Raw genomic sequence first — 26,428 nt, 5'->3', positions numbered from 1 at the left:
GAAAAAATGGTTTTACCAGTGGTAGCAATTGTTGGCCGCCCCAATGTGGGTAAATCAACACTTTTCAACCGGATTATCAAAGAACGTTTGGCTATTGTTGAAGATGAACCTGGTGTAACTCGTGACCGAAATTATGCTCAAGCTGAATGGATGGGACATAATTTCGATCTAATCGATACTGGCGGTATTACTTGGGAAGACGGAAAAATCGAAGAGGAGATTCGTGCTCAAGCAGAGATTGCCATTGATGAAGCGGATGTCATTGTAATGCTTTGCAGCGTTGTAAATGGTGTAACTGATCTTGATGAACGAGTTGCACAGCTGCTTTATCGCACTAAAAAGCCAATTATTTTAGCAATTAACAAGGCTGATAATCCTGAACTAAGAGCGGAAGTCTATGACTTCTACAGTTTAGGATTGGGAGATCCAATTCCAGTTTCTGGAAGTCACGGAACTGGGATTGGCGATTTACTTGATGAAATTGTTAGCAAGTTTCCACGCGAACTTGATAAAAAAGATAAAGATACAATTTCCTTTAGTGTTATTGGACGTCCTAATGTTGGTAAATCTTCGATCGTTAACAAGCTTTTAGGCGAAAAAAGAGTGATCGTTGCCAATCAAGAAGGCACGACTCGAGATGCAATCGATACGCCTTTTATTGGTAAAGATGGAACAAAGTTTAGATTAATTGATACTGCGGGCATAAGAAGACGCGGAAAAGTTTACGAAAAGACTGAAAAGTATTCTGTAATGCGTGCATTGAGCGCTATTGATCGATCTGACGTGGTTTTATTAGTTCTTGATGCAAGTACAGGCATCAGGGAGCAAGACAAGCACGTGGCCGGATATGCACATGATGCGGGACGTGGTATCATTATCGTTGTAAATAAATGGGATATTCCTAAAAAAGATAGTGGCAGCGGCAAAAATTTTGAACAAGTAATTAGACAAGAATTTCAGTATCTGGACTACGCTCCAATTTTATTTGTTTCTGCAAAAACAGGTCAAAGACTTGATCAAATTCCAGAAATAGTAAAAGAAGTCTATAAAAATGAAAATCAGCGAATTCAGTCTAGCGTCTTAAATGATTTATTGTTGGAAGCAAGCAAGCTTGTACCAACGCCTTTAGTAAAAGGCAAACGACTTCGGGTCTACTACATGACGCAAGTTAAAACTAATCCGCCAACATTTGTAGTCTTTGTAAATGATCCGGAATTAATGCACTTTTCATATCAAAGATTTTTAGTAAATCAATTACGTGAGAATTTCAATTTTGAAGGCACCCCAATTAAAATAATTCCACGAAAACGTAAATAAAATCATAAGAAAGCTTGTTGTGACAAGCTGTTTGTGATATTTTAGTTTTTAGGAAAAATTGATTTTGAACGATCATGATTCCTTATTCTTTTATAAAGGAATAATATTGAATTTCGATTCAATTTCAGGAGGTGAATTTCAAATGGCAAATAAGGCTGAATTAGTTTCTGAAGTAGCTTCAAAGACTGACTTAACTAAGAAGGAGGTTGCTGCTGCTGTTGAAGCACTCTTTAGTTCAATTCAAGAAAATCTTTCAAAGGGCAACAAGGTACAATTAATCGGTTTTGGTACTTTCGAAGTACGTCATCGTGCTGCACGTAAGGGCCGTAACCCTCAAACCGGTGCTGAAATCCAAATTCCAGCAAGTGAAGTTCCTGCATTTAAACCAGGTAAGGCACTTAAGTATGCTGTTAAGTAATTAATAGCTCATAAAAAGAATAAAGCGTTGGTCTTTTCTTTGACCAACGCTTTATTTTTATGTAAAAATAGAAGTCTGAATGGAGGATACTATGACATACTCAGAACAATTATTAGACGCGATTGAGAAGCATGATTTTTCGCAAGATAAGATTTTGTTAAAAAAGGCATTAGATCATGATCAACCAGAAATTTTGGCTTCACTAGCAGAAAATTTAACTGATTATGGATTTACCGATTTATCCAAGGATGTCTATCGTGCTTTGATTGCCAAGTTTCCCAATGAAGACTTATTTAAAGTATATTTAGCAGAAATTTTGTTAAACGATGGTCAGGATGATGATGGATTAAGTTTGCTTTACAATATTTCACCAAATTCTGATGCTTATTTGGAATCTTTGCTTGTTCAGGCTGATTATTATCAAACCAATGGTCTATTTGAAACGGCAAAAGATAAGCTATTGCAAGCACTCAAATTGGCCCCTGAGGAGGATGCAGTTAAGTTTGGACTAGCTGAACTCGAGTTTAATAGTGGCCAGTATGAGGAAGCTTTAGCCCACTATAAGGACCTAATCAAACGTCAGGATACTTTTGGTGAGGTTAACTTGATTCAAAGGCTGTTTCAGACAGAGGCAAAGCTTGGTCAATATGAAGAAGCTAGTCAAGTTATTAAAAAACACAGTAATGCGATTTTGGATATTGATAGCAAATATCAAGCTGGCTTAGTTATGCTTAGTGTTGGAGATGATGATCAAGCAATTAAATACTTAGATGAAGTCATTGACCAGAGCCCGGATTATGTTAATGCCTATCCGCTTCTTGCTCAAGCTTACCAGCATAAGCATGACGACGATCAGGTATTGCGTTCGGCTCAAGCTGGTTTAGCTTATAATGAATTAGATGAAACACTGTATTCGATGGGGGCTATGGCCGCAGCTAATCTGCAAGATTTCAAGACTGCAGAAGATTTGCTTCAGAAAGGTTTAGAAATTGCTCCTGATAATAGTGATTTGCGCTTGCAATTATCCAACTTGTATCTGCATGAACGCAAATATAAGGAAAACAATGCTTTATTTGAAAAACTCGATGATGACAGTATTGAGCCACAGGCGCACTGGAATTTGGCAGTTTCTTACGAAAATCTGGATGAAAGTGATAAGGCAAAAAGCGAATTCCTATTGGCTTATCCTGAGTTTCAAAAGAATCCTGATTTCTTGAAACAAATGATCTATTTCTTTAATACTGAACCTAATAGCAGTGAAATTGTTAAGCAGCTGCTTGATAAATATCTAGCCATAGTTCCCTCTGATGAAGAGATGCAAGATTTGGCTAATCGATTACAATAAAAAAATCGCAAATTTGCGGCTTTTTTATTTTCTAATGAATTTTCGATGTGGCTTTTTATATGTAAAACCTTCTCCTAAGGCCTCATGCACTTCGATAATCGTAACAAAGGCATTAGGATCTTCATTAAAGATCAGTTGTTTAACAGTTGGAATTTCACGTGGAGAAACGACTAAATAAATGATTCGTTTGTTATCTTGCTTGTAGCCGCCTAAAGCTTTTAGATAGGTAAAACCACGATTAAGTTTAAGATCAATCATTTCACCGATCTGTTGATACTTATCAGAAATAATTAACAAGCCTCTCGCAGTGTATGCGCCTTGTTGAACTGCATCCATAACTCTTGAGAGAATAAATGAAGCAAGAAGAGTATACATCATGTGCTTGATATCAAGATATGATAAGGATACGAATAAAACTACAGCATCGCAAAACAGCAGCATTTTTCCAGATGAAATACCATACTTCATCTGACAGATCCTAGCGATTATATCGGTTCCTCCAGAAGTTCCATTATCACGAAAGACCAATCCGAGTCCTAAGCCAGAGAGAGTCCCAGCTAAAGCGGCGGAAAGGAAGAGGTCGTGTTCGAGATTTAGTTGCGTTATAATTGGTACTAGGCGCCAAAATGATAAGAAGAAAGAAAGAGCAACGGTACCCCAAATTGTATAGGCGAGCAGTCGTTTGCCCATAAAACGGTACCCTAAAATAATTAGAGGAATATTTAATACCAAAGTGGTAAGTCCCATGTTAATGCCCCAAAAGTGCCGAAGAAGCAGAGCGATTCCGCTCAAACCTCCGTCGGCCAGTTTATTTGGCACCGAAATCATATCCAAACTTAGGGCATAAATGGCGCATCCCAAAGCGATCATAAATAATTCGAAAAAAGTATTTTTATTTAGTATTTTTTTCATCGCTTGTCCCTCCTAAATTCTCTATCCTAAAATTAACATATAATTATCTAAATTACATAATAAAACGGTGAAATAAAAAATTGATGATGAAATTAAAAAAATTACCTAATATTTTTCAAGATGCGATGCCGGTTTTGAAGATATTAGAACAAGCAGGTTATGAAGCATATTTTGTTGGTGGTTCAGTTAGAGATGTTTTATTGGGCCGACATATTCATGATGTTGATATTGCCACAAGTGCTTACCCTGAAGAAGTTAAAGAACAATTCGCTAAAACGATTGATACTGGAATTAAGCATGGCACAGTCACTGTACTTTATAACGGCAACAGCTATGAAATTACAACTTTTAGAACTGAATCCGGCTATCAAGACTTTCGTCGACCGGATCATGTTACTTTTGTACAGAATTTAGATGAAGATCTTAAAAGACGTGACTTTACGATCAATGCATTGGCAATGAATACCGATGGTCAAATTCTGGATCTTTTTGATGGTTTGAGTGATTTAAAAAAGAAGGTCATCAGAGCTGTAGGCGACCCAGAGAAGAGATTTCATGAAGATGCTCTTCGCATGATGCGAGCAGTTAGATTTATGAGTCAACTCAAATTTGACTTAGAAGAAAATACCCAAAAAGCAATCGAAGATCACCATCAATTGCTAAAAAAGATCTCGGTTGAAAGAATTCGGGATGAATTTGTCAAAATGGGCTTAGGGCCAAATGCAAGAGAAGCTTTTCAGGTCTTTCTTGATACCAAACTAAGTGAGGATGTACCTGATTTTGCTGGTAAAAGCGAGTTGCTATCTGTTTTTCCTCAATTGCAATTTAGTCCTGCCTTGGAAACCAGTTTATGGTCAATAATTATTATTCTGCTTAAAATTCAAAATGACAAAATTGGGACCTTTATGCGCGATTGGAAAAATTCTAATGCAATGACGAATGAAGTTGAACAAATTGTTTCATTTTTTGATGCGCTTTCTGATCATGTGCCTGGCGATTATGAATTGTTTGAAATCGGCAAAAAAAATTTGCTCAATACAATTGATGTTGCGCATATTTTAGGTCAGCCGGTTGATTCAGAAGCCTTAGTAGATCGTTATTTAGCTTTGCCAATTAAAGATACTTCAGAATTGGCTGTAGATGGGCGCTTTTTAATTGAAAATGGTATTCGTCCTGGACCTAAATTAGGGCAGCTCCTGGAAGAAATTAAACAAGAAGTTGTTGCTGGAAATTTGGAGAATAGTGAAGCAGCAATTGGTGAATTTTTAGAAAGCAAATAAAAAGTTTGGTTAGCAAGACCAAACTTTTTTTATTAAATATTAAACATAAAGCAAAACTGAAAAGTACATCAAAATTGAACCTAACATTACGAACAAGTGCCAAATAACATGAATAAACGGAATATTTCTCATACTGTAGAGAATGGCACCAACGGTGTAAGCAATTCCACCGCCAACAAGCAGCCAGAAGCCAACAGGTGTCAATCGTACATAGAGATAACTGCCCGATAGGATTACAAGCCAACCCATTGCAACATATAAAATTGTGTCAAAAATGACATGCTTGCCGCGATTGAAAATGTAATAAATGATGCCAATAATTGTCAGTCCCCAAATTAGGCCGAAAAGAGTCCACCCCCAGGCCCCGCCGATGGCCACCAAGGAATAAGGGGTATAGGAACCAGCAATTAAAAGAAAAATCGATGAATGATCAAAAATTTGAAAAACATTCTTGGCTCTGGTAAAAATTAAACTATGATATAAAGTAGAAAATAAATATAGTAAAACGAGGCATGAACCATAGATCGTAAAGGTCACAATTCTCATTGCATCCCCAGTTGAAGCGGCTTTAACGATTAAAACCACTAGTCCAGCGACTGCTAATCCAAAGCCAACTCCATGGGTAATTGCGCTGAAAATGTTGTCAAGGATGTAATAAGTTTTTGATCTTTGTTTAGGCTCCTGCCAAAGTTCTTTTAATTTCATGATAAAACAATTCCAATCAATCTTTTTTCTTAACTAATTTTTTTGATATACTAACTGTATTGTTACTTGCTCATATTTTATCATAAAAAGTGAGCAACTTAGAATTGAGGGCGAATACGTTGTCAAAATTTAAGATTATGACGGATTCTTCCGTCCAATTAACTCAAGAAGAAATTAAAAAATATAATATTACTGTTGTACCATTAACGATTACAATTGATGGCAAGAATTATGTTGATGGTGTTGACATTTCCAGACGCGATTTTGTCAAAAAGATGAATGAATCTGAAGAATTGCCCAAAACCAGTCAACCTTCAATCGGTCGTTTTGTAGATGTAATTAAAGATTTAACTTCCGACGGAAGCGAAGTCATTGGAATTTTCTTATCCAAGACTTTGAGTGGGACGATTGATGCGGCAAGACAAGCAGCTGAAATTGCTGGAAAATCAGATGAAGTTCACATTGTTGATTCTGAATTGACTGATCGAGCAGAAGGCTTTCAAGTTTTGGCAGCTGCTAAAGACAGTCAAGCAGGTAAAACGCTTGATGAAATTTTGGCTCATGTCGACCACATTAAGAAAAATCAAAAATTGCGGATGATGGTTGTTAATCTGAATAATTTGATCAAGGGTGGACGTTTAGGCCCATTAGCCGGTAAAATAGCCACTCTTCTTAATATTCGAATTGAATTGCACATGCCTGGTGGCAATCTAGAAGTGGCTAAAAAGGGACGTGGCAAGAAATTTTCTAAAGCTTTTGACCAACGTGTATTGGATGATATTGCCGTAAATAAAGATAAAATTCATGAAGTAGGCATTTCATACGTTGACACTCCCGAAGTGATGGAAAAATTGGCTCAAAAAATTAAAGAGATAAATCCAGAAATCAATGTTCTAGTTCGAGAAACAAGCCCAATTATTGCAACTCATGCAGGTAATGGTGCTTATGCGATTCTTTATTATACGGAGTAAAAATGGCATATCGAGAAAGTTTTTATCGTTTTTTAATGACTCAGAGAGATCCTGATTCAACTGACGAAGTTGCGCAATTCGCTAATGATGCTCAGCATGATCAAACTTTTCCAAAACAAGAACAGGATTATGAAAAGTTGTCGGACTATTTGGAATTGAATGCTGGTTATTTGTCAAGCATGACAATTTTCGATCGTGCTTATGAAATGTATCGCGAAAAAATGAGTTATTAATGCAAATTTAAGTCCCTCCAAGGGACTTTTTTATTTAAGAAGGAAATTTTATGCATGCAATACTTCTTGCAATCGGTATGTGCCTAGTGGCAAGTGCGGCAATGAATTATTCAGAATTGTTTTTTGAGAAAGATTTCTGTTAATTATATTGCTCTAGTATTAGGAATGATCTTGGCCTTAGTTTTTGGCAACGAATTAATATCGTTTAAGCCAGAACTGTTTATGGGATTGATCATTGCACCTTTGCTGTTTTTTGAAGGTCAAAAAATCGTCTTTACAATATCTCGCGTAGTTGGAAGTCAATTATTAGTATCACTGTAATTATGATCTTATTAATTGCTGTCGCTGCTTCTTTCAGTTTAAAGTGGCTGTTAGGTCTTTCACTTCCGCTTGGCCTTATTTTGGCTTCAATATCTGCTCCAACAGATGCGACGGCAGCCGAATCCGTCACTCATGGCTTAAATTGTTGAGCATCATCTGAAAAATGAATCTTTGTTTAATGATGCTTCCGGCATTATTTTGCTTAACATGGCAATTAGCTGGTATTTATCCAGACAGCTGGAAATTGCGCATACAGTTGTCGATTTTCCGTATTCAATGCTGAGAGGTATTATTTTTGGCTTAATCGCTTCCGCGATTTTGGTTTTATTTAGACAGGGGCTTTCACGGCGTAATTTAAAGTTCGTCCAAAGTACTTTTCATTCTACTACAGCCATTCTTTTGCTTTAGGTGGGGTGCATGGTGCAGTTACTTTTGCTCTTGCTTACACGCTGGATCTAATCAGCAGTGGACGCTTTCATTTGATTTTATTTAGTGAAGCAGCACTGATTATTTTTAGTTTATTGATTCCTACCGTCATTTTTCGTTTTATTTTGCCAAGACAAAAATCTGATGAAGAACAAGAGGCCGCCATTGATCAGGTTAAAGTAGAAATGGTCAATTATGCTCTAAGTGAACTGAAAAAACTGTATCTGCCAAAGAAGATCCGTAAACAGCTTAAGTTCGATTTGCATGCACAAATTGATAATACTTCAATGCGTGATTTTTTGAGAGAATTGCGTAAATTAATTAAGTAAAAAGAGCCATCTGCGGATGAATTGGAGTTTAGGGATGAAATATATCGTTATGCTTCTCGCCTTGAGAGAAATTATCTAGGACAAATTGCTCAGCAAAAGCAAGAATACCGTGAAGGTTTTCTGTCATTGTATCGTGAGATTCTGCTAGCTGAAGTTTTATTTTTGCATTCTGAAGATGAATAAGTTATAAAATGGTATAGATAAAAGGAGAAGTAAAATGGCAAAAATTCAATGGTATCCGGGGCATATGAATAAGGCCCGTAATCAACTTGAAGATAAGTTGGGCTTAATTGATGTCTTTGTTGAAGTTCTTGATGCTAGAATTCCAGAATCATCAAGAAATCCTATGATTGAAGAACTAGTGGGCAAGAAACCACATCTGATTATTTTAAACAAGGCGGACTTAGCAGATCCTGTCATGACCAAGCTTTGGCAAAAAAAGCTGCAACAACCTGGAAAATTTGTGATTGCAATGGATTCGCTGCATAATACGAATATGAAATTTTTGATCAATATGATCAAAAAGGCAGCGATGGCAAAAACCAAAAAACTTGAAGCAAAGGGCGCATCTAATCCAACCATTCGTATTTCACTAGCTGGTGTTCCGAATTGTGGCAAATCAACGATTATAAATCGTTTGGTAGGGCGCAATGTTGCTGAAGTTGGCAATCGGCCAGGAGTTACTAAGGGTCAAAGCTGGCTGAAAACAAAATATAATATTCAGATTTTGGATACACCAGGGATTTTATGGCCAAAGTTTGAAGATCAAGCTGTTGGCTACAAACTGGCTGCGTTTGGTGCAATTAAAGATACAATTTTTCATGCAGATGATGTTGCTTTGTTCGTACTTAAGAGTTTGCGAAAATATTATCTCAAGGATCTAATAAAATTTGCACGCTGTCCAAAAGAAGAGATCGAGAAAATTGGAGATCAAGATCTCTTATTGGCAATGACAGAGGTATACGGCATGCGGGATGATTATGATCGATTTAGTCTCTATATGCTTCAACGTTTGCGCAAAGGTAAAATTGGAAGGATTACTCTAGATCGGTTATGACAATTAAAGAAATAAAAGCACTTCTTAATAGTGGACAGGTTTCCTCTGATGAGCTTGAGCAATTAAAAGGTGACTCTAGAAGTGGCGTACAGAAATTATTGGCATCTTATCAGCAAAAACAAGAGAAGCTGGCAAAAAAGAAGTCAGCCTTTCTTGAGCGTTTTACTTATGAGAAAAAATTTTGGCAAAAGGGTCAGATTGTAGCTGGTGTAGATGAAGTTGGTCGTGGTCCTCTTGCTGGCCCAGTAGTAACTGCAGCAGTAATTATTGACGATCACTTCGATTTGCTTGATGTTAATGATTCTAAAAAGTTGAGTCCACAAAAACGATTGGCTCTTTATCCGAAAATTTTATCTGAGGCAATTAGTGTAGCTGTGGGTGTAAAAAGCCCGCAAGTAATCGATCAAATTAACATTTATGAGGCTGATCGACAAGCAATGGCAGAAGCCGTGCTTGATTTAGATCAGAAACCTGATGCGCTTTTGGTCGATGCGATGAACGTACCTGTCGACTTGCCACAAGTAAAGCTCATTAAGGGGGATGCCAAGTCTAATTCTATTGCCGCTGCTTCAATTGTGGCTAAAGTATTTAGAGATAAATTGATGGATGATTATGCTAAAATTTATCATCAATATGATTTTCCAGATAATGCTGGATATGGGACAGCAAAGCACTTGGCTGCACTAAAAAAATATGGGCCGACCCCAATTCACCGTAAGACTTTTGCACCGGTTAGCGATTTTTTTAAGTAAAAATTTTATAAAAATTGAACTTTTTTCGGTAAAAATTCTCTATTTTGCGTAATTAGTAATGGAGGGTTTTTATTTCATGAATAAATCAGATTTTTTACTTAGATTAAAATTGCAAAAAGGTATTGGCTATGTAAAAATGTTGCAAATTGCGACGCAACTGGATACCGAAGAGATCGATCCAATTCAATTGAATGCTTTGGATTTGCCGCTTGCTTTAAGAGAGACTTGTTTAAAAGCATATCGGGATGATCGGGCCGGGTTAGCAGTTTCAAGAATTAGTCAGCAGTGCAAAGTAATTAGCTTTTTCGACAATGAATATCCTGAAAGACTGCGTCAAATTTATCAGCCACCGTTAATTTTGTTTGCTCGTGGCAATTTGGAATTACTGAATCAGAAGATCGCAACGATCGTTGGTTCTCGGCTTGCGACTGCTTATAGTCAAGAAGTAATCAACAAAATGGTACCGGGGTTAGTTAAGCAGAAAATCGTTATTGCCAGCGGTCTTGCCAAGGGAGTAGATACTATGGCTCACCAGGCTGCCTTAGGTAATAATGGCAGAACGATTGCTGTCCTGGGTAATGGGCTTAATCATTTTTATCCAATGCAAAATCATTTCTTGCAAGAACAAATTGCCTCTTCTGGACTTTTGCTGAGTGAATATCTTCCCGATACACCGCCACGGCCTTTTAGGTTTCCACAGCGGAATCGACTATTGGCAGGCATCAGTGAGATCGTCATAGTAACAGAGGCAAAAGAAAAATCCGGTTCACTTATCACGGCCAATCTGGCTTTGCAAGAAAATCGAGATGTCTACGCTGTGCCTGGACCTGTTACAAGTGTTTTATCGGAAGGGCCTAACCGGTTAATTGAAGCCGGTGCAACACCGATTATTGATTATGAATTGAAAAAAGAAAGATTTGACAACTTAGAGAGTAGTATTTTATTCTCTGAATAGCGTACATTTTAAAATAAAAAATAAGGAGGCATTCAATGCCTACTAAAACAAAACCTAAAAAAGGCAGAAGCAAAAACAAGAAAACTTTAGTAATCGTGGAATCACCTGCTAAAGCAAAGACAATCGAAAAGTACTTAGGACGCAACTACCATGTAATTGCCTCAAAAGGTCATATTCGTGATTTGCCAAAATCACAAATGGGGATCGATTTTGATAATAATTACAAGCCAAAGTATATTTCAATTCGTGGTAAAGGCGACACAATCAAGGAATTGAAGAGTGAAGCTAAAAAGGCTAAAGATGTCTATTTAGCATCCGATCCCGATCGTGAAGGGGAAGCGATTGCTTGGCACATAGCACACGCACTAAATCTTGACGAAAAGGCTAAGAATCGAGTAACTTTTAACGAAGTTACTAAAGATGCCGTCAAGGAAAGTTTTAAGCATCCTCGTACTATTGATATGGATACAGTTAATGCTCAGCAGGCGCGGCGAGTTTTAGACAGAATTGTGGGTTACTCTTTATCGCCAATTTTGTGGGCTAAGGTTAAGAAGGGCCTTAGTGCTGGACGTGTTCAGTCAGTAGCTCTTAAATTGGTAATTGATCGCGAAAAAGAGATCAAAAACTTTAAACCAAAAGAATACTGGACGATTGATGCGGAATTCAATAAAGATAAAGAAACATTTAAATCCAGTTTTTATGGTGTTGATGGCAAAAAGAAAGAATTGCCTAATATAGATGCCGTCAAAGAAATTTTAGCCAAAATCGATAAGAAAAAGGCATTTTCAGTTGAAAAAGTAGTTACCCGTGAAAAACGCAGACAACCAGCTGCTCCTTTTACCACTTCAACTATGCAACAAGAAGCTAATAAACGCCTAGGGTACCGAACAAGAAAAACTATGAGCATTGCTCAGCAATTGTATGAAGGAATCAGTTTAGGCAGACAAGGGACTGTTGGTTTAATTACTTATATGAGAACCGACTCTAAGAGAACCTCACCAGTTGCTCAAGCAGAAGCTTCAAAGTTTTTGCATGAAAAATACGGTGCACAATATGCGGCTAAGAGTCAACGACACTTCAAGAATCAGGAAGATGCTCAAGACGCCCATGAAGCTATTCGTCCTACTAGTGTTTATCGTACACCAGAGTCATTAAAGAAAGTTTTAACGACTGAGCAATATCGCTTATATAAACTTATTTGGTCACGCTTTGTTGCTAGCGAAATGACGCCTGCCGTTTATGATACGGTTAGAGCAGATATTGTCCAAAATGGTGTTGTATTCCGGACTACTGGTTCAAAGATGAAGTTCGCCGGTTTTACCAAAGTTTATGATAACCAGCAGGAGAAGAATATTGAATTGCCTGACTTAAATGAGGGCGATCAAGTAAAAATGAAAAAGTCTGATAATAAGCAGCACTTTACATTGCCTCCTGCAAGATATACTGAAGCTAGTTTGGTTCATGCGCTTGAAGAAAATGGCGTTGGTCGTCCATCTACTTATGCACCGACAATTGATACTCTTCAACGTCGTTATTATGTAAAACTTGAGGGACGTTCAATCGTGCCTACAGAATTAGGTGAAATTGTTGATGGCTTGATTGAAGAATTTTTCCCTGACATTACGGATGTTGATTACACGGCTCGGCTTGAAAGCGACCTTGATAGCGTTGAAGACGGAAATAAAAACTGGGTTAAGGTAGTTGATGAATATTACCACCCATTCAAGAAAGAATTAGATAAGGCTGATACGCAAATTGAAAAGGTTCAGATAAAAGATGAGCCAGCTGGATTTAATTGTGACATTTGTGGTGCGCCAATGGTTATAAAAATGGGCCGTTATGGCAAATTTTATGCTTGTTCTCGTTTTCCAGATTGTCGCAATACTAAGCCAATTGTTAAAAAGGTTGGCGTTATTTGTCCAAAATGCGGCAAAGGCGATGTTGTCGAGAAAAAGTCAAAGAGAAACCGTAAGTTTTATGGTTGTTCTCGTTACCCTGAATGTGATTTCGTATCCTGGGATCAACCAATTGGCAGAAACTGTCCAAATGATGGTCACTTTTTAGTTCAGAAGAAATCAAAGAAGGGACTTACAGTTCTTTGTCCAAATGGCGATTATCGTGAAGAGCCTCGCGAAGATAAATAAAACAAAAAAATTGTGTTAATATCATCAAACTTTTTCGGTTTGATGATATATTTATATAAGAATATTTTTTTAAAAAAGGATGATTAAATGCCCGAAAAAGTTACAGTGATTGGCGGGGGACTGGCAGGAAGCGAAGCAACTTGGCAAATTGCCAAACGTGGTATTCCTGTAGATCTTTACGAAATGCGCCCTAGAAAAATGACGCCAGCGCATCATACTGGTGAATTCGCGGAACTAGTTTGTACGAATTCAATGCGCTCAAATCAATTATCTAACGCCGTTGGCCTTCTAAAAGAAGAAATGCGACAATTAGATTCATTAATTATGCAAGCTGCAGATAAAACTCAGGTACCAGCCGGAGGAGCGCTTGCTGTAGATCGTGATCTTTTTAGCGATTATGTTACTAAAAAATTGCGGAGTTTTGATAATGTAACAGTTCATGATGAAGAAATTACCGAAATTCCCAAAGAAGGAATTGTGGTAATTGCCACAGGTCCACTCACGAGTGATGCTTTAGCAAGTCAAATTCAAAAGTTCTCAGGGACTGACAGTCTGCATTTCTTCGATGCGGCAGCACCAATCGTTGCAGCAGATTCTATCGATATGAATATTGTCTATAAGAAATCTCGCTATGATCGTGGTGAAGCGGCTTATCTTAACTGTCCAATGGATAAAGAACAATATGAGAAGTTTGCTCAAGAACTAGTTCATGCAGAAACGGCTGAAATGCATGGCTTTGAGAACAATGATGTTTTTGATGGATGCATGCCAATTGAAGTAATGGCTGCACGTGGCGCCAAAACAATGCTATTTGGACCGTTAAAACCAGTAGGATTGGAAGATCCCAAAACAGGAAAAACGCCTTATGCAGTAGTCCAATTGCGTCAGGATAATGCAGCAGCTTCAATGTACAATATTGTTGGTTTTCAAACTCACTTAAAATACGGTGAACAAAAACGAGTCTTTTCACTTATTCCTGGTTTGGAAAATGCCAGATTCGTTCGTTATGGCAAAATGCACCGAAATACTTACATGGCTTCACCAGAAGTATTAAATGCAAGTTATGAAGCAAAGCAGCAAAAGGGTCTCTTTTTTGCTGGCCAAATGACTGGCGTGGAAGGCTATGTCGAAAGTGCAGGTTCTGGATTAGTTGCGGGCATTAATGCAGCGCGTGAAGCTTTAGGAAAAGATACCGCTGTCTTTCCGGTTGACACTGCTTTAGGTTCAATGGCAAATTATGTAACTACAACTGACGCTAAGCATTTTCAACCTATGAATGCAAGTTTTGCACTTTTGCCAAGCTTGGAAGGCAAAAAGATTCGCAATAAAAAAGAAAGACATCTTAAGATTAGTGAACGCGGATTAAACAGCTTAGCGGCTTTCAAAGATAAAGTGTTGGATTAATGCCTAAAAATGATAAATTAGCCTTGTTTATTTCGTATTTAAAAAATGAACGACAGTACAGCAAAAATACAATTCTTTCTTATCAAACGGATTTGCTAGAGGCAAAATCTTTTTGGCGAGAAAATGGTGGTTTTGTTGATTGGGATAAGATTCAGACACGTGATATCGAAGTTTATCTTCAATCAATGGCTGAACGAAAATTATCCAGAAATTCGCAAATGAGAAAAATGTCCAGTCTGCGATCGTTTTATCGCTTTCTAGCGAAGAGAAAATTAATCAAGGTTGATCCAACGCAAACGATTGTTTTACGCACGGAAGAGCGCAAATTGCCTCAATTTTTTTATGCACCTGAAATGAAGCAAGTAATTTCTTCTTTACAGGGCAATACAGCTTTAACTGAGCGAAATCTTGCATTATTCGAATTGTTTTATACAACCGGGATGCGAGTGAGTGAAGTTAGCAGCTTGAAAATAAATCAAGTAGATTTTGATCTGCAAATGATACTTGTTCATGGAAAGGGCAATAAAGATCGTTATGTGGCATTTGATGATAAGACGAAAAGTGCTTTGCAAAATTATCTTGAAAACGCAAGGCCAAAGCTGCTAGGATCCAAGGCTGATCAAGATTTTATCTTTTTAAACAATCAGGGTCAGCCTTTGACAGATCGCGGGATTGAATATATCATGCAAAGGACATTTAATAAGGCCGGAATAAGCGGCAAAGTGCATCCGCATGAATTGCGCCATACTTTTGCGACTGCAATGCTGAACAATGGTGCTGATTTGAGAACAGTTCAGGAGCTATTGGGCCATGAAAATTTATCAACGACTCAAATCTATACTCATGTGACAATGGCACACTTGCAAGATGAATATCAAAAATTTTTCCCAAGAAATTCACGAAAGGATAAAAAGACAAAATGACAACAATATGTTCCGTAAAATTTAATGGTAAGACTGCAATTGCTGGGGATGGTCAAGTAACTTTAGGTGAAAAAGTTATTGCCAAGGCAAGTGCTAAAAAGATTCGTCGAATTTTCCATGATCGTGTAGTAATTGGCTTCGCCGGCGGTGTTGCCGATGCAGTAAGTTTGCAAGAAATGCTTGAAGGCAAGCTTGAAAGCTACAGTGGCGACTTGAGAAGAGCGGCTGTTGAAATGGCACGATCATGGCGTAAAGATCCTACTTTGCAAAAATTGAATGCAATGCTGATTGCTTTTGATGATAAAGACCTTTTATTAATTTCTGGCAATGGGGAAGTACTTGAACCTGATGAAAATGTAGTAGCAATTGGTTCCGGTGGCAATTATGCTCAAGCAGCAGCGATTGCGATGACTCGTCATGCGAAAGAAATGAGTGCAAGCGATATTGCTCATGAGGCGGTTAAAATTGCTTCAGGAATTGATGTCTTTACTGATGATCAGATTACAACTGATGAACTATAGGAGGTAGTTATGGCTATTAAGACTCCAAAAAAGATTGTAGAGTTATTAAATCAATATATTATTGGTCAAGATGAAGCTAAAAAATCAGTAGCTATTGCTTTATATAATCGTTACCGTCGGATGCAGCTTCCTAAGCAAATGCAGAAAGATATCACACCTAAAAATTTATTGATGGCTGGACCAACTGGTGTAGGTAAAACAGAAATTGCTCGTCGCTTGGCTGATATTGTTGAAGCTCCTTTCGTTAAAGTTGAAGCAACTAAATTTACCGAAGTAGGTTATGTTGGTCGAAATGTTGAATCAATGGTTAGAGACTTGGCAGCTAAGTCTGTTCAAATGGAAGAAAAGAAAGAATTTGAAGAAATTCGACCAGAAGCAGCCAAAGAGGCTAATAAAGAATTAGTTAAGGCTTTGGTTCCAGGCATCAAGCACGAACACCATTATGATTCTGTTTTCAGTTTCTTAAATAATTTAGATGACGAAGAGTTTGACGATGAAGAAGTAAACGATGATATTCGTAATAAGCGAATGACTATTGCAGAGCAACTGAATAAGGGATTGCTTGAAGATCGCGATGTAACGATTGAAGTTGAAGAAAAGCCTAAAGCTAGTCCAATGAGTGACATGATGGGTCAAATGGGCATGGACATAGGCTCAATGCTTAGCAATATGATACCGAAGAGAAAGATAAAGCGAACTTTGCCAGTCAAAGATGCACGTGAATTATTGATTAACGAAGAATCACGTAAAATGGTTGATTATGACAGTCTTTATCAGCGAGCAATTGAACGTGCTCAAAATAACGGAATTATTTTCATTGATGAAATTGATAAAGTAATTGCTGGTAACAAAAAGACTTCTGGTGAAGTTTCTCGTGAAGGTGTTCAACGTGATATTTTGCCAATTGTTGAAGGTTCAACAGTCCAAACAAAATTTGGTCCTTTATCAACTGATCATGTCCTGTTTATTGGTGCTGGAGCTTTTGCTGAATCAAAGCCAAGTGATCTTATTCCGGAATTGCAAGGACGTTTTCCAATTAGAGTTCAATTAGACGCACTTACGAAAGATGACTTTGTTCATATTTTAAAGGATCCAGAAAACTCATTATTAAAGCAATATGTAGCTTTGATGAAGGCTGATGGCATCAAATTGATTTTCACTCAAGAAGCGGTTGATCGAATCGCAGAGATTGCTTATGAAGTCAACCAAGGGACAGATAATATTGGGGCTCGTAGATTGTCTACCATTCTTGAAAAATTGCTTGAAGATGTTCTTTATGAAGGTCCTGATATGGAAATGGGCGAAATCACTGTAACGGAAGCTTACGTTGAAGAAAAACTTAAGGATGTAATCATCAATAAAGACCTTACTAAGTTTATTTTGTAGAAAATACAAATGAAAGAGACAATATTTTTGTTGCCTCTTTTATTTTTTGTGAGGCTTGGTCTATATCAATAAAAGCGCTATTATGATACAATCAACGCTAAGGGATCACATTGTTATTGTTTTTATATGGATAAAGGTAATAAAATGAATTACACAATTAAAAATAATATGTTGAAGGTCACTATTTCAAGCAAAGGCGCAGAAATTCAAAGCGTTAAGGGCGTCCATAGTGATTATGAATATATGTGGCAAGCAGATCCCGCAATTTGGGATCGGCATGCACCAGTTCTTTTTCCAATTGTTGGTCGTTTAAAGAATGATCAATATACTTATCAAGGGAAAACTTATCATTTAGGTCAACATGGATTTGCAAGAGATTGTGAATTTATAGTTGAAAAGCAAAGTGATGAAAGTATTACATTTTTGCTTAAAGATAGCGAAGAAACGCGTAAGGTTTATCCATTCAAATTTGAATTAAGAGTAAACTATAATTTAATGAATAATTTGTTGGAAGAAAACTTCATTGTGACCAACAAGACTGATGGTGAAATGATTTTTGGCATCGGCGGACACCCTGGTTTCAATTTACCAGTTGATGATCTTCAAGTTAAAAAAGAAGACTTTTACTTTGCAACGCAGCCATCAGAAGCAAGAGTAAAGATTCCAATCAGTAAACAAACAGGCTTGCTAGATTGGGCAAATCGTTCATTGGCATCAACTGATAGTTTAATTGGCTTAAGCGATGATTTATTTAAGAATGATGCGCTGATTTATCAATTGAGTGGTCACGATAATAAAATTTCAGTTAGAACCGAGAACAGTAAATTCCATATTAATGTATGGACTAGAAATGCCCCATTCGTTGGAATTTGGTCACAATATCCAAAGACAGCTAATTATGTCTGCATTGAGCCATGGTGGGGAATTGCCGATCGTTCTGATGCGGATGGCAAATTGGAAGATAAGTATGGCATGAATCACCTAGCAAAGGGTGAAACCTTTAATGCTGGCTTTAGCATCACTTTCCATAGTGAAAAATAAAAAGAAGTCTTGGTGAAATGCCAAAGCTTCTTTTTATTTTGAGGTAAGTCATGAAAACAATTAACTTAGGATATTTCAAGAATTTTGGAACGGCACGTCTTGAAAAATTAAAAAGATATTTGCAAAAAAATCTGCAATTAGAAATCAGATTAATTCCTCTGTATCAGGATCAAATAGAGGATTCTTTTGAAGAAAATAAAATTGATCTTGCTTTAACAGATCCTCGCGATCATGGTTACTCAAATTATCAGGTAATTAAGGTCAGTGAGTTTGGCTTAGAAGCTGTACTACAAGCAGGGAATTTTATGTCTGGACAACAAACAATAGAAATAAGTGAATTAGATAAAATTCCTAATCTGCTTGTTACGCAAAAGAATGAAGAGCAAGGAGAATTGCATTATCATCGTGATTTATTAGGAATAAAAAGTCCATTTCTTGCCGTTGATAATTTTAATGAGGCAGCATTAATGGCTGAATCAGGATCAGGTTATTTCTTGCTTAATGAAGATACTGCTAAATTCTTTGAAAGCCCCAAATTGCAGAAAATGTTTTTATTGAAAGACGGAATACAGCTTAAGCAAGAATACGTAGTCGTTATGAAAAAAGAGCCAACAAACGAGGTTAAGCAAGTTGCTCAAGCCTTAAAAAAGAATTTAGACTTTTAACTTGCGAACAAAAGTTTGTATCGATATAATAAAAGAGTAAAAAACCAACAAGGCTTTATCCTTGTTGGCTCTCTTTATTTTTAGTTTACTTATTCTGATGAGATTTTTTGTACCAGTAATATAAACCAAAGGGAATCATGTTCTCTTCATGATGTTCTAGACGAACAATATTGCTTCTGTGGCTCCAGTAAATCAAAACCACCAATAATCCACTGATAATGCTTAAGGCAAGGTCGTGGAAAAAGAATGAGGCAATGAAGATCAATACGATTGAGATTAGGCTCGTTAGCGAAACCATACTAGTTATAAATAATATTGGGAAAAATATTACTGCGCAAATCAAGAAAAAGTTCAAATTATAACCCAGCAAAAAGCCGGCAGAGGTTGCAACTGCTTTACCACCTTTGAACTTCAAGAAGATTGAAAAAGCATGGCCTAATATTGCCGCTAAACCAAAAATTAAGCATGAATAATGTGGACCCAGGTTAAATATTACTGGTAAAATTGTCGCAAGCGTTCCTTTAAAGAAATCGATTAGAAAAACGGCAATTCCTGCTTTCGGACCTAAAACCCTAAAGGTGTTAGTTGTGCCAATATTTCCCGATCCGTATTGACGGATATCTTTATGGAAAAAAGTTTTTCCAATAATCACACCAGTCGGAAATGAGCCGATTAAGTATGCTAAAATAAGTAACAATGCTATTTTTAAGATAGACATAATTAACAACTCCATTTAATCTAAAGCTATTTTAGCAAAGTTTGACTTGTAAATATATGGAGTTGCCAAAATTAAGTAATAAAAGTGGAGGAATTTTAGTGGCTAAAGCTAATACTTATGATGATTCTTCAATTCAAATATTACATGGACTAGAAGCTGTCAGAAAACGCCCTGGCATGTACATCGGTTCAACTGATATTCACGGTCTAAACCAATTGGTTTACGAAATCGTTGATAACTCAGTTGACGAAGCGATGGCCGGTTATGGCAAAGAGATTAATGTAATTATTCATAAAGACAACAGTGTAACTGTTAGGGACTTTGGACGTGGAATGCCAACTGGAATGCATAAATCCGGAAAACCAACGATTGAAGTTATTTTGACAGTCTTGCACGCTGGTGGCAAATTTACTGAACAAAACTATAAGACCTCGGGCGGCCTTCATGGGGTAGGTTCATCAGTAGTTAATGCTTTATCGAGCTATTTAAAAGTTAGAGTGGTTCGTGGAGGTAAAGCATATGAAGAAGAATTTCAAAATGGTGGTCATCCAATCGGTACTTTAAAATGTGTCGGTGAGACCAATGACAAAACAGGTACTACGATTACCTTTAAACCAGATGCCACAATTTTTTCAACTACTAAGTACAAGTACGAAACAATTCAAGAAAGAATTCGCGAATCAGCTTTCTTGCTGAAGGGCGTCAAATTCACATTAACGGATGAACGTGATCCAGAACATCATGATGTTTTTCAATATGATGATGGTATTAAATCCTTTGTTAAATACTTGAATGAAGGTAAAGGTACAATCAGTGATGTCTTTTACTTTGAAGGCAAGCAAGATGGAATGGAAATTGAATTCAGTGGTCAATATAGTGATGGCTATTCTGAAAATCTCGTTTCATTTGTAAACAATGTTAGAACTGCTGATGGTGGTACTCATGAAGTGGGTGCACGCAGTGGCTTTACTAGAGCATTCAATGATTATGCTAAAAAGCAAGGCTTGTTTACCAAGAAAGATAAAAACATTGATGGTTCAGATTATCGTGAAGGTTTGAGTGCTGTTTTATCAGTTAAAATTCCTGAAGAACTGCTTGAATTTGAAGGTCAGACTAAAGGTAAATTAGGAACACCTCAAGCTCGTTCCGCTGTTGATGCGCTTGTTTACGAGAAGATGTCTTATTATCTCATGGAAAATGGTGAGTTAGCCCAAGAATTAGTTAAAAAAGCTCAACGGGCCAGAGATGCTCGTGAAGCGGCCAAAAAGGCACGTGACGAAAGTCGAAATGGTAAAAAGCGGCGCAAGAAAGAAGTACTTTCCGGGAAACTAACACCAGCACAATCGAAAAATCCAAAGAAGAATGAATTGTTCTTAGTCGAAGGGGATTCAGCTGGTGGTTCCGCAAAACAAGGCAGAGACAGACGTTTTCAAGCAATTTTGCCTTTGCGTGGAAAGGTTTTGAATACACAAAAAGCAAAGTTGCAGGACATTTTCAAAAATGAAGAAATTAATACAATGATTTACACCATTGGTGCAGGAGTTGGAACAGAGTTTAAAGTTGATGATTCCAACTACGATAAAGTCATTATTATGACTGATGCCGATGACGATGGTGCACACATTCAGATTCTGCTTTTAACTTTCTTCTATCGTTATATGCGGCCAATGATCGAAAAAGGCAAAGTTTATATTGCTTTGCCACCTCTGTATCGTCTTCAAAAAGGACGCGGCAAGAAGGCAGAAATTAAGTACGACTGGACTGATGAAGAATTAGCTGAAGATGAAAAGAAAATGGGCAGAGGCTATTCTCTTCAACGATTCAAGGGATTAGGTGAAATGAATGCCGAGCAGTTGTGGCAAACAACTATGAATCCAGAATCAAGAATGCTAATTCGTGTTCGAATTGATGATGCTGCATTAGCTGAACGAAGAGTTACTACACTAATGGGTGAGAAAGTAGCAGCAAGAAGAAAATGGATTGAAGAAAACGTTAAATTTAGAATGGGCGAAGATGGCTCACTTCTGGATGCAGATAATGATTAAGAAGGTATAGAATTTAATGGCGAATAAAGAAAGAATTCGGGAAATGCCGTTAGAACAGGTAATGGGAGAACGTTTTGGACGATATTCAAAGTATATTATCCAGGAACGTGCCTTGCCTGATATCAGAGATGGATTAAAACCTGTTCAACGCCGTATTTTATATGCAATGTATCAGGATGGAAATACCTTTGATAAGCCCTTTAAAAAGGCTGCCAAAGCAGTAGGTAACATTATGGGTAATTTCCACCCTCACGGAGATAGCTCTATCTATGGTGCTTTAGTTCACTTATCTCAAGACTGGAAAATGCGTGAGCCATTGGTAGAAATGCACGGAAACAATGGTTCTATGGATGGTGATGGCCCAGCTGCCATGCGTTATACTGAGTCACGTTTGAGCAAAATATCCAATTTATTGTTGCAGGACATTGATAAGAATACCGTAAAAATGGTATTAAACTTCGATGATACTGAATATGAACCAACTGTTTTGCCAGCTCAATTCCCCAATTTGCTAGTTAATGGTTCAACAGGAATTTCCGCAGGTTATGCTACTGAAATTCCACCACATAATTTAGCTGAAGTAATTGATGCAACAATTTATTTGTTAAAGCATCCCGAAGCTAGCCTGGAGGATTTAATGCAGTTTGTTAAGGGACCGGATTTTCCTACAGGTGCTGTTATTATGGGTACAAAGGGAATTAAGGAAGCCTATCAAACCGGACGTGGAAGAATTCAAGTTCGTGCAAAAACAAGCATTCAAGAAATTAGGGGACATCGGCAAGAAATTGTTGCTACTGAAATTCCTTTTGATGTCAATAAAGCTTTATTAGTTAAGAAAATTGATGAGATAAGACTCAATAAAGAAATTGATGGTATTGCTGAAGTTCGTGATGAGACTGATCGTCATGGACTCTCAATAGTTATTGAATTAAAGAAGAATGCAGACGCAGAAAATATCTTGAATTATTTATTCAAGAATACAGATTTGCAGGTCTCTTATAACTTCAATATGGTTGCAATTGACCATATGACACCTGTTCAAGTAGGTTTGAAGAGAATTTTATCTTCCTATCTTGAACATGATGAAGATGTGATCACTAAGCGAACTAAGTATGATCTAGACAAATCTGAAGCTCGTTTAGAAATCATTCAGGGCTTAATCCATGCGATGGACATTCTTGATCAAGTTATCAAAACAATTCGGGCATCAAAAAACAAAGCAGATGCTAAAAAGAACTTGATTAAGGAATTTAAGTTTACTGAGCGGCAAGCCGAAGCAATCGTATCATTACAATTATATCGGTTGACGAACACTGATGTTGATGCTTTGATTGCAGAACAAAATGATCTGAATAAGAAAGTAGCTGTTTACCAAAAGCTTTTATCAGATCGTGCTACTCTTGAAAAAGAAATTATTAAAGAACTAACAGCAGTTAAAAAGAATTTTGCTAGTCCAAGAAGAACTCAAATTTCACACGAAAGTGCTAAAGTCGAAATCGATGAAAAAGCATTGGTTGCTGATGAACAAGTAAGAGTTTTGGTAAGTCGTGATGGCTATTTAAAGCGTTCATCATTGCGTTCTTACCAGTCATCTGACGAGGCAGATAATGGATTGCCTGAAAATGATAAGGTTGTTTATGAAAAAACTTTATCTACTTTAGATAACTTATATTTGTTTACTAATCGTGGGAATCTTATTTATCGACCTGTTCACGAGTTAACTGAAACCAAGTGGAAAGAAACAGGTCAGCACCTATCACAGGAAGTTGGGTTGGCTACTGACGAACAAATTATTCGCGTATTTGACTTTGATAAGCTTGATAAGAATGTTGATTTTTTGATGGCCACTAATGATGGCTACATCAAACAAGTAAAATTGAGTGATTTGCAACCTACCAGAACTTATCGATCACGTGCAATTACAGCAATGAAGATGAAATCTGAAGATAGTAAGATGATTCGGATTGATTTAATTAAAACAAACAGCGGAGAGATAACTTTATTTACTCATCGTGCATATGCTGTTAAATATGATGTTTCCGAAATATCTGAATTTGGTGGTAAAGCTTTGGGTGTAAAGTCGGTTAACTTAAAAGATGATGATTATGTAGTAGGCTACGTCTTGGTACAACCAGAATTTGCTGATTTGATCAAAGTCGGTTTAATTACCCAACGTGGAGCCTTTAAGCAGTTTAAGTTAAGCTTAGTTAATAAAGTATCTAGAGCTAAACGTGGGGTAATGGTTCTAAGAGAATTGAAGACTAAACCACATAGAATAGCTGCAATAGCTGCCTATGGTCAAAATCACGTTCTAAAGATGACAACGTCAAGTGACCGGCATATGGATATTAATACAAATAAATTTCCATTAGGGGATAGATATTCTAATGGTTCATTTGTAGTTGATCCAACTGTAGATGGAACTCCTGTAAGCCTTGAATTAGGGGCACCTTTGAGCAACGAAAACAAACAGGTTTCTGATCTATTCTAAATAAATAATAAAATCGCTTACGGAGTGTTAAGAAAAATGTTTTGACACTCCGTATTTTTGGGTAGACAATGTATCTAGGTATAGGGTAAAGATTATTGTTTTATCAAGAAAGGAAGCTAATCAAAATGCCAAAAACAGATACAATACTTTCAGCAAAGTCACTTCGATATTTTTTACAATTAATTGATACAATGAATTATACCCAAGCTGCACAAATACTTGGTATTACACAGCCAGCATTGACTCAACAAATTAAAAAGTTAGAGCATGCAATTGGTGCGCCTTTATTTGGACAAATGGGGAAGAAGCTTTACCTTACTGAAGCTGGTAAGGAAATGCAGTCAGCCGCAGTTGAATTACTAGATACAATAAATTCTGTAGTCGATGATATTCAAGAATTTACTCAAGCTGATAAAGGTAGTATTTCAGTGGGTGTCTTAGATACAATTGATATTGAAATTTTCAGACAATTTGTTGTTGAATTTAATAAAAATTATCCAAGAATCCAATTGAATATTCTTACTTATAATCGTCAAGAATTATGGCGCAGACTGGATAACAACACGATCGATTTGGCGATCATGTACTTGCCGGATAATACTAAGCGGGACGAAATCAATTTGCAGCATCAATATGATCATATGGAATTGTTCAAAGATCGTTTAATGATTTTGACGCATAAAGATACAGTCGAAGCTAAGCAAGCATATTCAATTTCTAGATTTACTAGAAGAAAATGGGTTTCTTACCCTGAAGGTTCTTACTTAACGCAATTAATGAAAGACTATTTCGGCGATAAGAACAAGCCGATTGTTTCTTTGACTTTTTCAAAGGCAAAGTACTTGATTGAAACCGCACAAACTACCGAGTATGATACTTACATTAGCAAATCATATTATTTAGCACATAAGAAAGATATTAATCTTACTCCGGTTTATGTGAAAGATGATAAGGATTTTGAGATTGCGATGGTATATCGCAAAGGAAAGGTAGAAATTCCAAGAATAAAAAACTTGTTAGAAGAATGGAAGAAATTCTTGGATAAAAAGGATTATTCTAGTAGACTAGAGTAGACGCTAGAAAAAAGAGAGGAATTTTTAATGGAAAAAGAATTAGTTTTTGGTCACCAAAATCCAGATACTGATGCAATTGGCACTGCAATTGCATTTTCATATTTACAAAATAAATTGGGTTACAATACTGAAGCTGTTGCTTTAGGTGAGCCTAATGACGAAACTGCTTATGCTTTAAAGAAATTTGGTTTTAAAGCACCACGTGTTATTACTAAGGCTGCAGATGAAGTTAAAGCAGTTATGCTTGTTGACCATAACGAGCCTCAACAAAGTGTTTCTGACATTGATAAAGTTAAGGTTACTCATGTTGTTGATCACCACAGAATTATGAACTTCAACACGGCTGATCCTTTATACTACCGTGCAGAACCAATGGGTTGTACTTCAACTATTGTTTGGAAGATATTCAATGAAAAGGGTATTGAAATTCCTGAAAAATTAGCGGGATTGATGCTTTCAGCAATTATTTCAGATACTTTGCTTTTGAAGTCACCAACTACAACCGATTATGACAAGAAGGCAGTTGAAGCCTTGGCTAAAATCGCTGGCGTGGATTATCAAGAATATGGTTTGGCCATGCTTAAAGCTGGTACTAATATTTCTGATAAATCAGAAGAAGAATTGATTGATTTAGATGCTAAGAGTTTCAGCTTAAATGGCAAGAACGTTCGTATTGCTCAAATTAATGTTGTTGATTTGCCAGAAGCTTTGGAACGTAAAGAAGCATTTTTAAAAGCTATGAGTGCATCAGCTAGCGATAACAATTATGATATGTTCATGCTTTTGATTACTAACATTCTTGATTCAGATTCAGAAGCTTTGGTTGTAGGTTCTGATGAAACTAAGGCTTTGTTTGAAAAAGCATTTGGTAAGAAGTTAAGTGATTCAGAGGTTAAATTACCAGGCGTTGTTTCTCGTAAGAAGCAAGTTGTACCACCATTAACAAAAGCTTTTGAAGGCTAATTTCATTATTAAAGAGAAAATAAAAATGGCCGA

General features: G+C 36.9%; 27 protein-coding genes. 24 read left to right on the top strand and 3 right to left on the bottom strand.

What is annotated here, in order from left to right; all coding sequences use genetic code 11:
• Nucleotides 1-6 precede the first annotated feature (6 nt).
• The 3 genes from der to D0Z64_RS03710 all read left to right on the top strand — a co-directional run bounded on the left by der (nucleotide 7) and on the right by D0Z64_RS03710 (nucleotide 3,080).
• Nucleotides 7-1,317 carry a ribosome biogenesis GTPase Der gene (gene der / locus D0Z64_RS03720; RefSeq protein WP_127345642.1) on the top strand — a complete coding sequence of 437 codons (1,311 nt, stop codon included), beginning with the start codon at nucleotides 7-9 and terminating at the stop codon, nucleotides 1,315-1,317.
• Between the two features lie 142 nt (nucleotides 1,318-1,459).
• Nucleotides 1,460-1,735: an HU family DNA-binding protein gene (locus D0Z64_RS03715; protein WP_040457365.1), complete on the top strand. Its 276-nt coding sequence runs from the start codon at nucleotides 1,460-1,462 to the stop codon at nucleotides 1,733-1,735.
• Nucleotides 1,736-1,826: 91 nt separating this feature from the next.
• On the top strand, nucleotides 1,827-3,080 hold the full coding sequence (locus tag D0Z64_RS03710; RefSeq protein WP_040457357.1) for a tetratricopeptide repeat protein: 1,254 nt from the start codon (nucleotides 1,827-1,829) through the stop codon (nucleotides 3,078-3,080).
• Nucleotides 3,081-3,104: 24 nt separating this feature from the next.
• Here the strand turns inward: D0Z64_RS03710 and D0Z64_RS03705 are convergent, their stop codons facing one another.
• Nucleotides 3,105-3,992, bottom strand: coding sequence for a YitT family protein (locus D0Z64_RS03705; RefSeq protein ID WP_127345641.1), 888 nt, complete (start codon nucleotides 3,990-3,992; stop codon nucleotides 3,105-3,107).
• An 83-nt stretch (nucleotides 3,993-4,075) separates the two neighbouring features.
• Between D0Z64_RS03705 and D0Z64_RS03700 the strand changes: the two genes are divergently transcribed.
• Nucleotides 4,076-5,272: a CCA tRNA nucleotidyltransferase gene (locus D0Z64_RS03700; protein ID WP_127345640.1), complete on the top strand. Its 1,197-nt coding sequence runs from the start codon at nucleotides 4,076-4,078 to the stop codon at nucleotides 5,270-5,272.
• Nucleotides 5,273-5,311: 39 nt separating this feature from the next.
• On the opposite strand, the gene trhA is transcribed toward D0Z64_RS03700, so the two are convergent.
• Nucleotides 5,312-5,977: a PAQR family membrane homeostasis protein TrhA gene (gene trhA, locus D0Z64_RS03695; RefSeq protein WP_127345639.1), complete on the bottom strand. Its 666-nt coding sequence runs from the start codon at nucleotides 5,975-5,977 to the stop codon at nucleotides 5,312-5,314.
• A gap of 119 nt (nucleotides 5,978-6,096) precedes the next feature.
• Here trhA and D0Z64_RS03690 point away from each other — a divergent pair, with 119 nt between their 5' ends.
• The 16 genes from D0Z64_RS03690 (at nucleotide 6,097) to D0Z64_RS03620 (ending at nucleotide 19,105) form a co-directional block, all read left to right on the top strand.
• The gene (locus D0Z64_RS03690) at nucleotides 6,097-6,948 is read left to right on the top strand and encodes a DegV family protein (protein WP_127345638.1); all 852 of its coding nucleotides are present in this window, start codon (nucleotides 6,097-6,099) and stop codon (nucleotides 6,946-6,948) included.
• Nucleotides 6,949-6,950: 2 nt separating this feature from the next.
• Nucleotides 6,951-7,181: a YozE family protein gene (locus D0Z64_RS03685; protein ID WP_127345637.1), complete on the top strand. Its 231-nt coding sequence runs from the start codon at nucleotides 6,951-6,953 to the stop codon at nucleotides 7,179-7,181.
• A gap of 123 nt (nucleotides 7,182-7,304) precedes the next feature.
• Nucleotides 7,305-7,502 (top strand): hypothetical protein, encoded by a 198-nt coding sequence (locus D0Z64_RS08510; protein WP_241244165.1) that lies wholly within the window; start codon nucleotides 7,305-7,307, stop codon nucleotides 7,500-7,502.
• Between the two features lie 171 nt (nucleotides 7,503-7,673).
• A complete protein-coding gene (locus tag D0Z64_RS03675; protein WP_127345636.1) occupies nucleotides 7,674-7,910 on the top strand; it encodes a hypothetical protein in 237 nt (78 codons plus the stop codon).
• Nucleotides 7,911-7,915: 5 nt separating this feature from the next.
• Nucleotides 7,916-8,257: a hypothetical protein gene (locus tag D0Z64_RS03670; protein ID WP_241244163.1), complete on the top strand. Its 342-nt coding sequence runs from the start codon at nucleotides 7,916-7,918 to the stop codon at nucleotides 8,255-8,257.
• A gap of 21 nt (nucleotides 8,258-8,278) precedes the next feature.
• Nucleotides 8,279-8,440, top strand: a complete 162-nt coding sequence (locus D0Z64_RS08505) for a hypothetical protein (RefSeq protein WP_241244159.1) — start codon at nucleotides 8,279-8,281, stop codon at nucleotides 8,438-8,440.
• A 34-nt stretch (nucleotides 8,441-8,474) separates the two neighbouring features.
• Complete coding sequence (gene ylqF, locus D0Z64_RS03665; protein WP_006352527.1) at nucleotides 8,475-9,314, top strand: ribosome biogenesis GTPase YlqF; 840 nt, start codon at nucleotides 8,475-8,477, stop codon at nucleotides 9,312-9,314.
• Nucleotides 9,311-10,066, top strand: coding sequence for a ribonuclease HII (locus tag D0Z64_RS03660; protein ID WP_127345635.1), 756 nt, complete (start codon nucleotides 9,311-9,313; stop codon nucleotides 10,064-10,066). Before ylqF ends, D0Z64_RS03660 begins: the two co-directional genes overlap by 4 nt.
• A gap of 76 nt (nucleotides 10,067-10,142) precedes the next feature.
• Nucleotides 10,143-11,021 (top strand): DNA-processing protein DprA, encoded by an 879-nt coding sequence (dprA, locus tag D0Z64_RS03655; protein WP_127345634.1) that lies wholly within the window; start codon nucleotides 10,143-10,145, stop codon nucleotides 11,019-11,021.
• Between the two features lie 35 nt (nucleotides 11,022-11,056).
• Nucleotides 11,057-13,165 carry a type I DNA topoisomerase gene (topA, locus tag D0Z64_RS03650; RefSeq protein WP_080881414.1) on the top strand — a complete coding sequence of 703 codons (2,109 nt, stop codon included), beginning with the start codon at nucleotides 11,057-11,059 and terminating at the stop codon, nucleotides 13,163-13,165.
• 87 nt (nucleotides 13,166-13,252) lie between these two features.
• Nucleotides 13,253-14,569, top strand: coding sequence for a methylenetetrahydrofolate--tRNA-(uracil(54)-C(5))-methyltransferase (FADH(2)-oxidizing) TrmFO (trmFO, locus tag D0Z64_RS03645; RefSeq protein ID WP_127345633.1), 1,317 nt, complete (start codon nucleotides 13,253-13,255; stop codon nucleotides 14,567-14,569).
• On the top strand, nucleotides 14,569-15,492 hold the full coding sequence (xerC, locus tag D0Z64_RS03640; RefSeq protein WP_006352522.1) for a tyrosine recombinase XerC: 924 nt from the start codon (nucleotides 14,569-14,571) through the stop codon (nucleotides 15,490-15,492). The genes trmFO and xerC overlap by 1 nt, the downstream gene beginning before the upstream one ends.
• Nucleotides 15,489-16,013, top strand: a complete 525-nt coding sequence (hslV, locus tag D0Z64_RS03635; RefSeq protein WP_006352521.1) for an HslVU peptidase proteolytic subunit — start codon at nucleotides 15,489-15,491, stop codon at nucleotides 16,011-16,013. The genes xerC and hslV overlap by 4 nt, the downstream gene beginning before the upstream one ends.
• Nucleotides 16,014-16,022: 9 nt before the next feature.
• Nucleotides 16,023-17,399 (top strand): ATP-dependent protease ATPase subunit HslU, encoded by a 1,377-nt coding sequence (gene hslU / locus D0Z64_RS03630; protein WP_006352520.1) that lies wholly within the window; start codon nucleotides 16,023-16,025, stop codon nucleotides 17,397-17,399.
• Nucleotides 17,400-17,543: 144 nt separating this feature from the next.
• The gene (locus D0Z64_RS03625; RefSeq protein WP_040457350.1) at nucleotides 17,544-18,440 is read left to right on the top strand and encodes an aldose 1-epimerase family protein; all 897 of its coding nucleotides are present in this window, start codon (nucleotides 17,544-17,546) and stop codon (nucleotides 18,438-18,440) included.
• A gap of 50 nt (nucleotides 18,441-18,490) precedes the next feature.
• Nucleotides 18,491-19,105, top strand: a complete 615-nt coding sequence (locus tag D0Z64_RS03620) for a LysR substrate-binding domain-containing protein (RefSeq protein ID WP_006352518.1) — start codon at nucleotides 18,491-18,493, stop codon at nucleotides 19,103-19,105.
• Nucleotides 19,106-19,190: 85 nt separating this feature from the next.
• On the opposite strand, the gene plsY is transcribed toward D0Z64_RS03620, so the two are convergent.
• A complete protein-coding gene (gene plsY / locus D0Z64_RS03615) occupies nucleotides 19,191-19,823 on the bottom strand; it encodes a glycerol-3-phosphate 1-O-acyltransferase PlsY (RefSeq protein WP_127345632.1) in 633 nt (210 codons plus the stop codon).
• Between the two features lie 98 nt (nucleotides 19,824-19,921).
• On the opposite strand from plsY, the gene parE reads away from it, so the two are divergent.
• From parE to D0Z64_RS03595, 4 genes are all read left to right on the top strand, one after another.
• A complete protein-coding gene (parE, locus tag D0Z64_RS03610; protein WP_127345631.1) occupies nucleotides 19,922-21,868 on the top strand; it encodes a DNA topoisomerase IV subunit B in 1,947 nt (648 codons plus the stop codon).
• A 16-nt stretch (nucleotides 21,869-21,884) separates the two neighbouring features.
• A complete protein-coding gene (parC, locus tag D0Z64_RS03605) occupies nucleotides 21,885-24,359 on the top strand; it encodes a DNA topoisomerase IV subunit A (RefSeq protein WP_127345630.1) in 2,475 nt (824 codons plus the stop codon).
• Nucleotides 24,360-24,484: 125 nt separating this feature from the next.
• On the top strand, nucleotides 24,485-25,432 hold the full coding sequence (locus D0Z64_RS03600) for a LysR family transcriptional regulator (RefSeq protein WP_127345629.1): 948 nt from the start codon (nucleotides 24,485-24,487) through the stop codon (nucleotides 25,430-25,432).
• A 27-nt stretch (nucleotides 25,433-25,459) separates the two neighbouring features.
• A complete protein-coding gene (locus D0Z64_RS03595) occupies nucleotides 25,460-26,395 on the top strand; it encodes a manganese-dependent inorganic pyrophosphatase (RefSeq protein WP_127345628.1) in 936 nt (311 codons plus the stop codon).
• The last annotated feature ends 33 nt before the right edge of the window (nucleotides 26,396-26,428 follow it).

This window comes from Lactobacillus amylolyticus, from assembly GCF_003999355.1.
Classification (GTDB): Bacteria; Bacillota; Bacilli; order Lactobacillales; family Lactobacillaceae; genus Lactobacillus; species Lactobacillus amylolyticus.
Note: the sequence above shows the minus strand (reverse complement) of the source record. Positions and strands in the feature narration are given on the sequence as shown.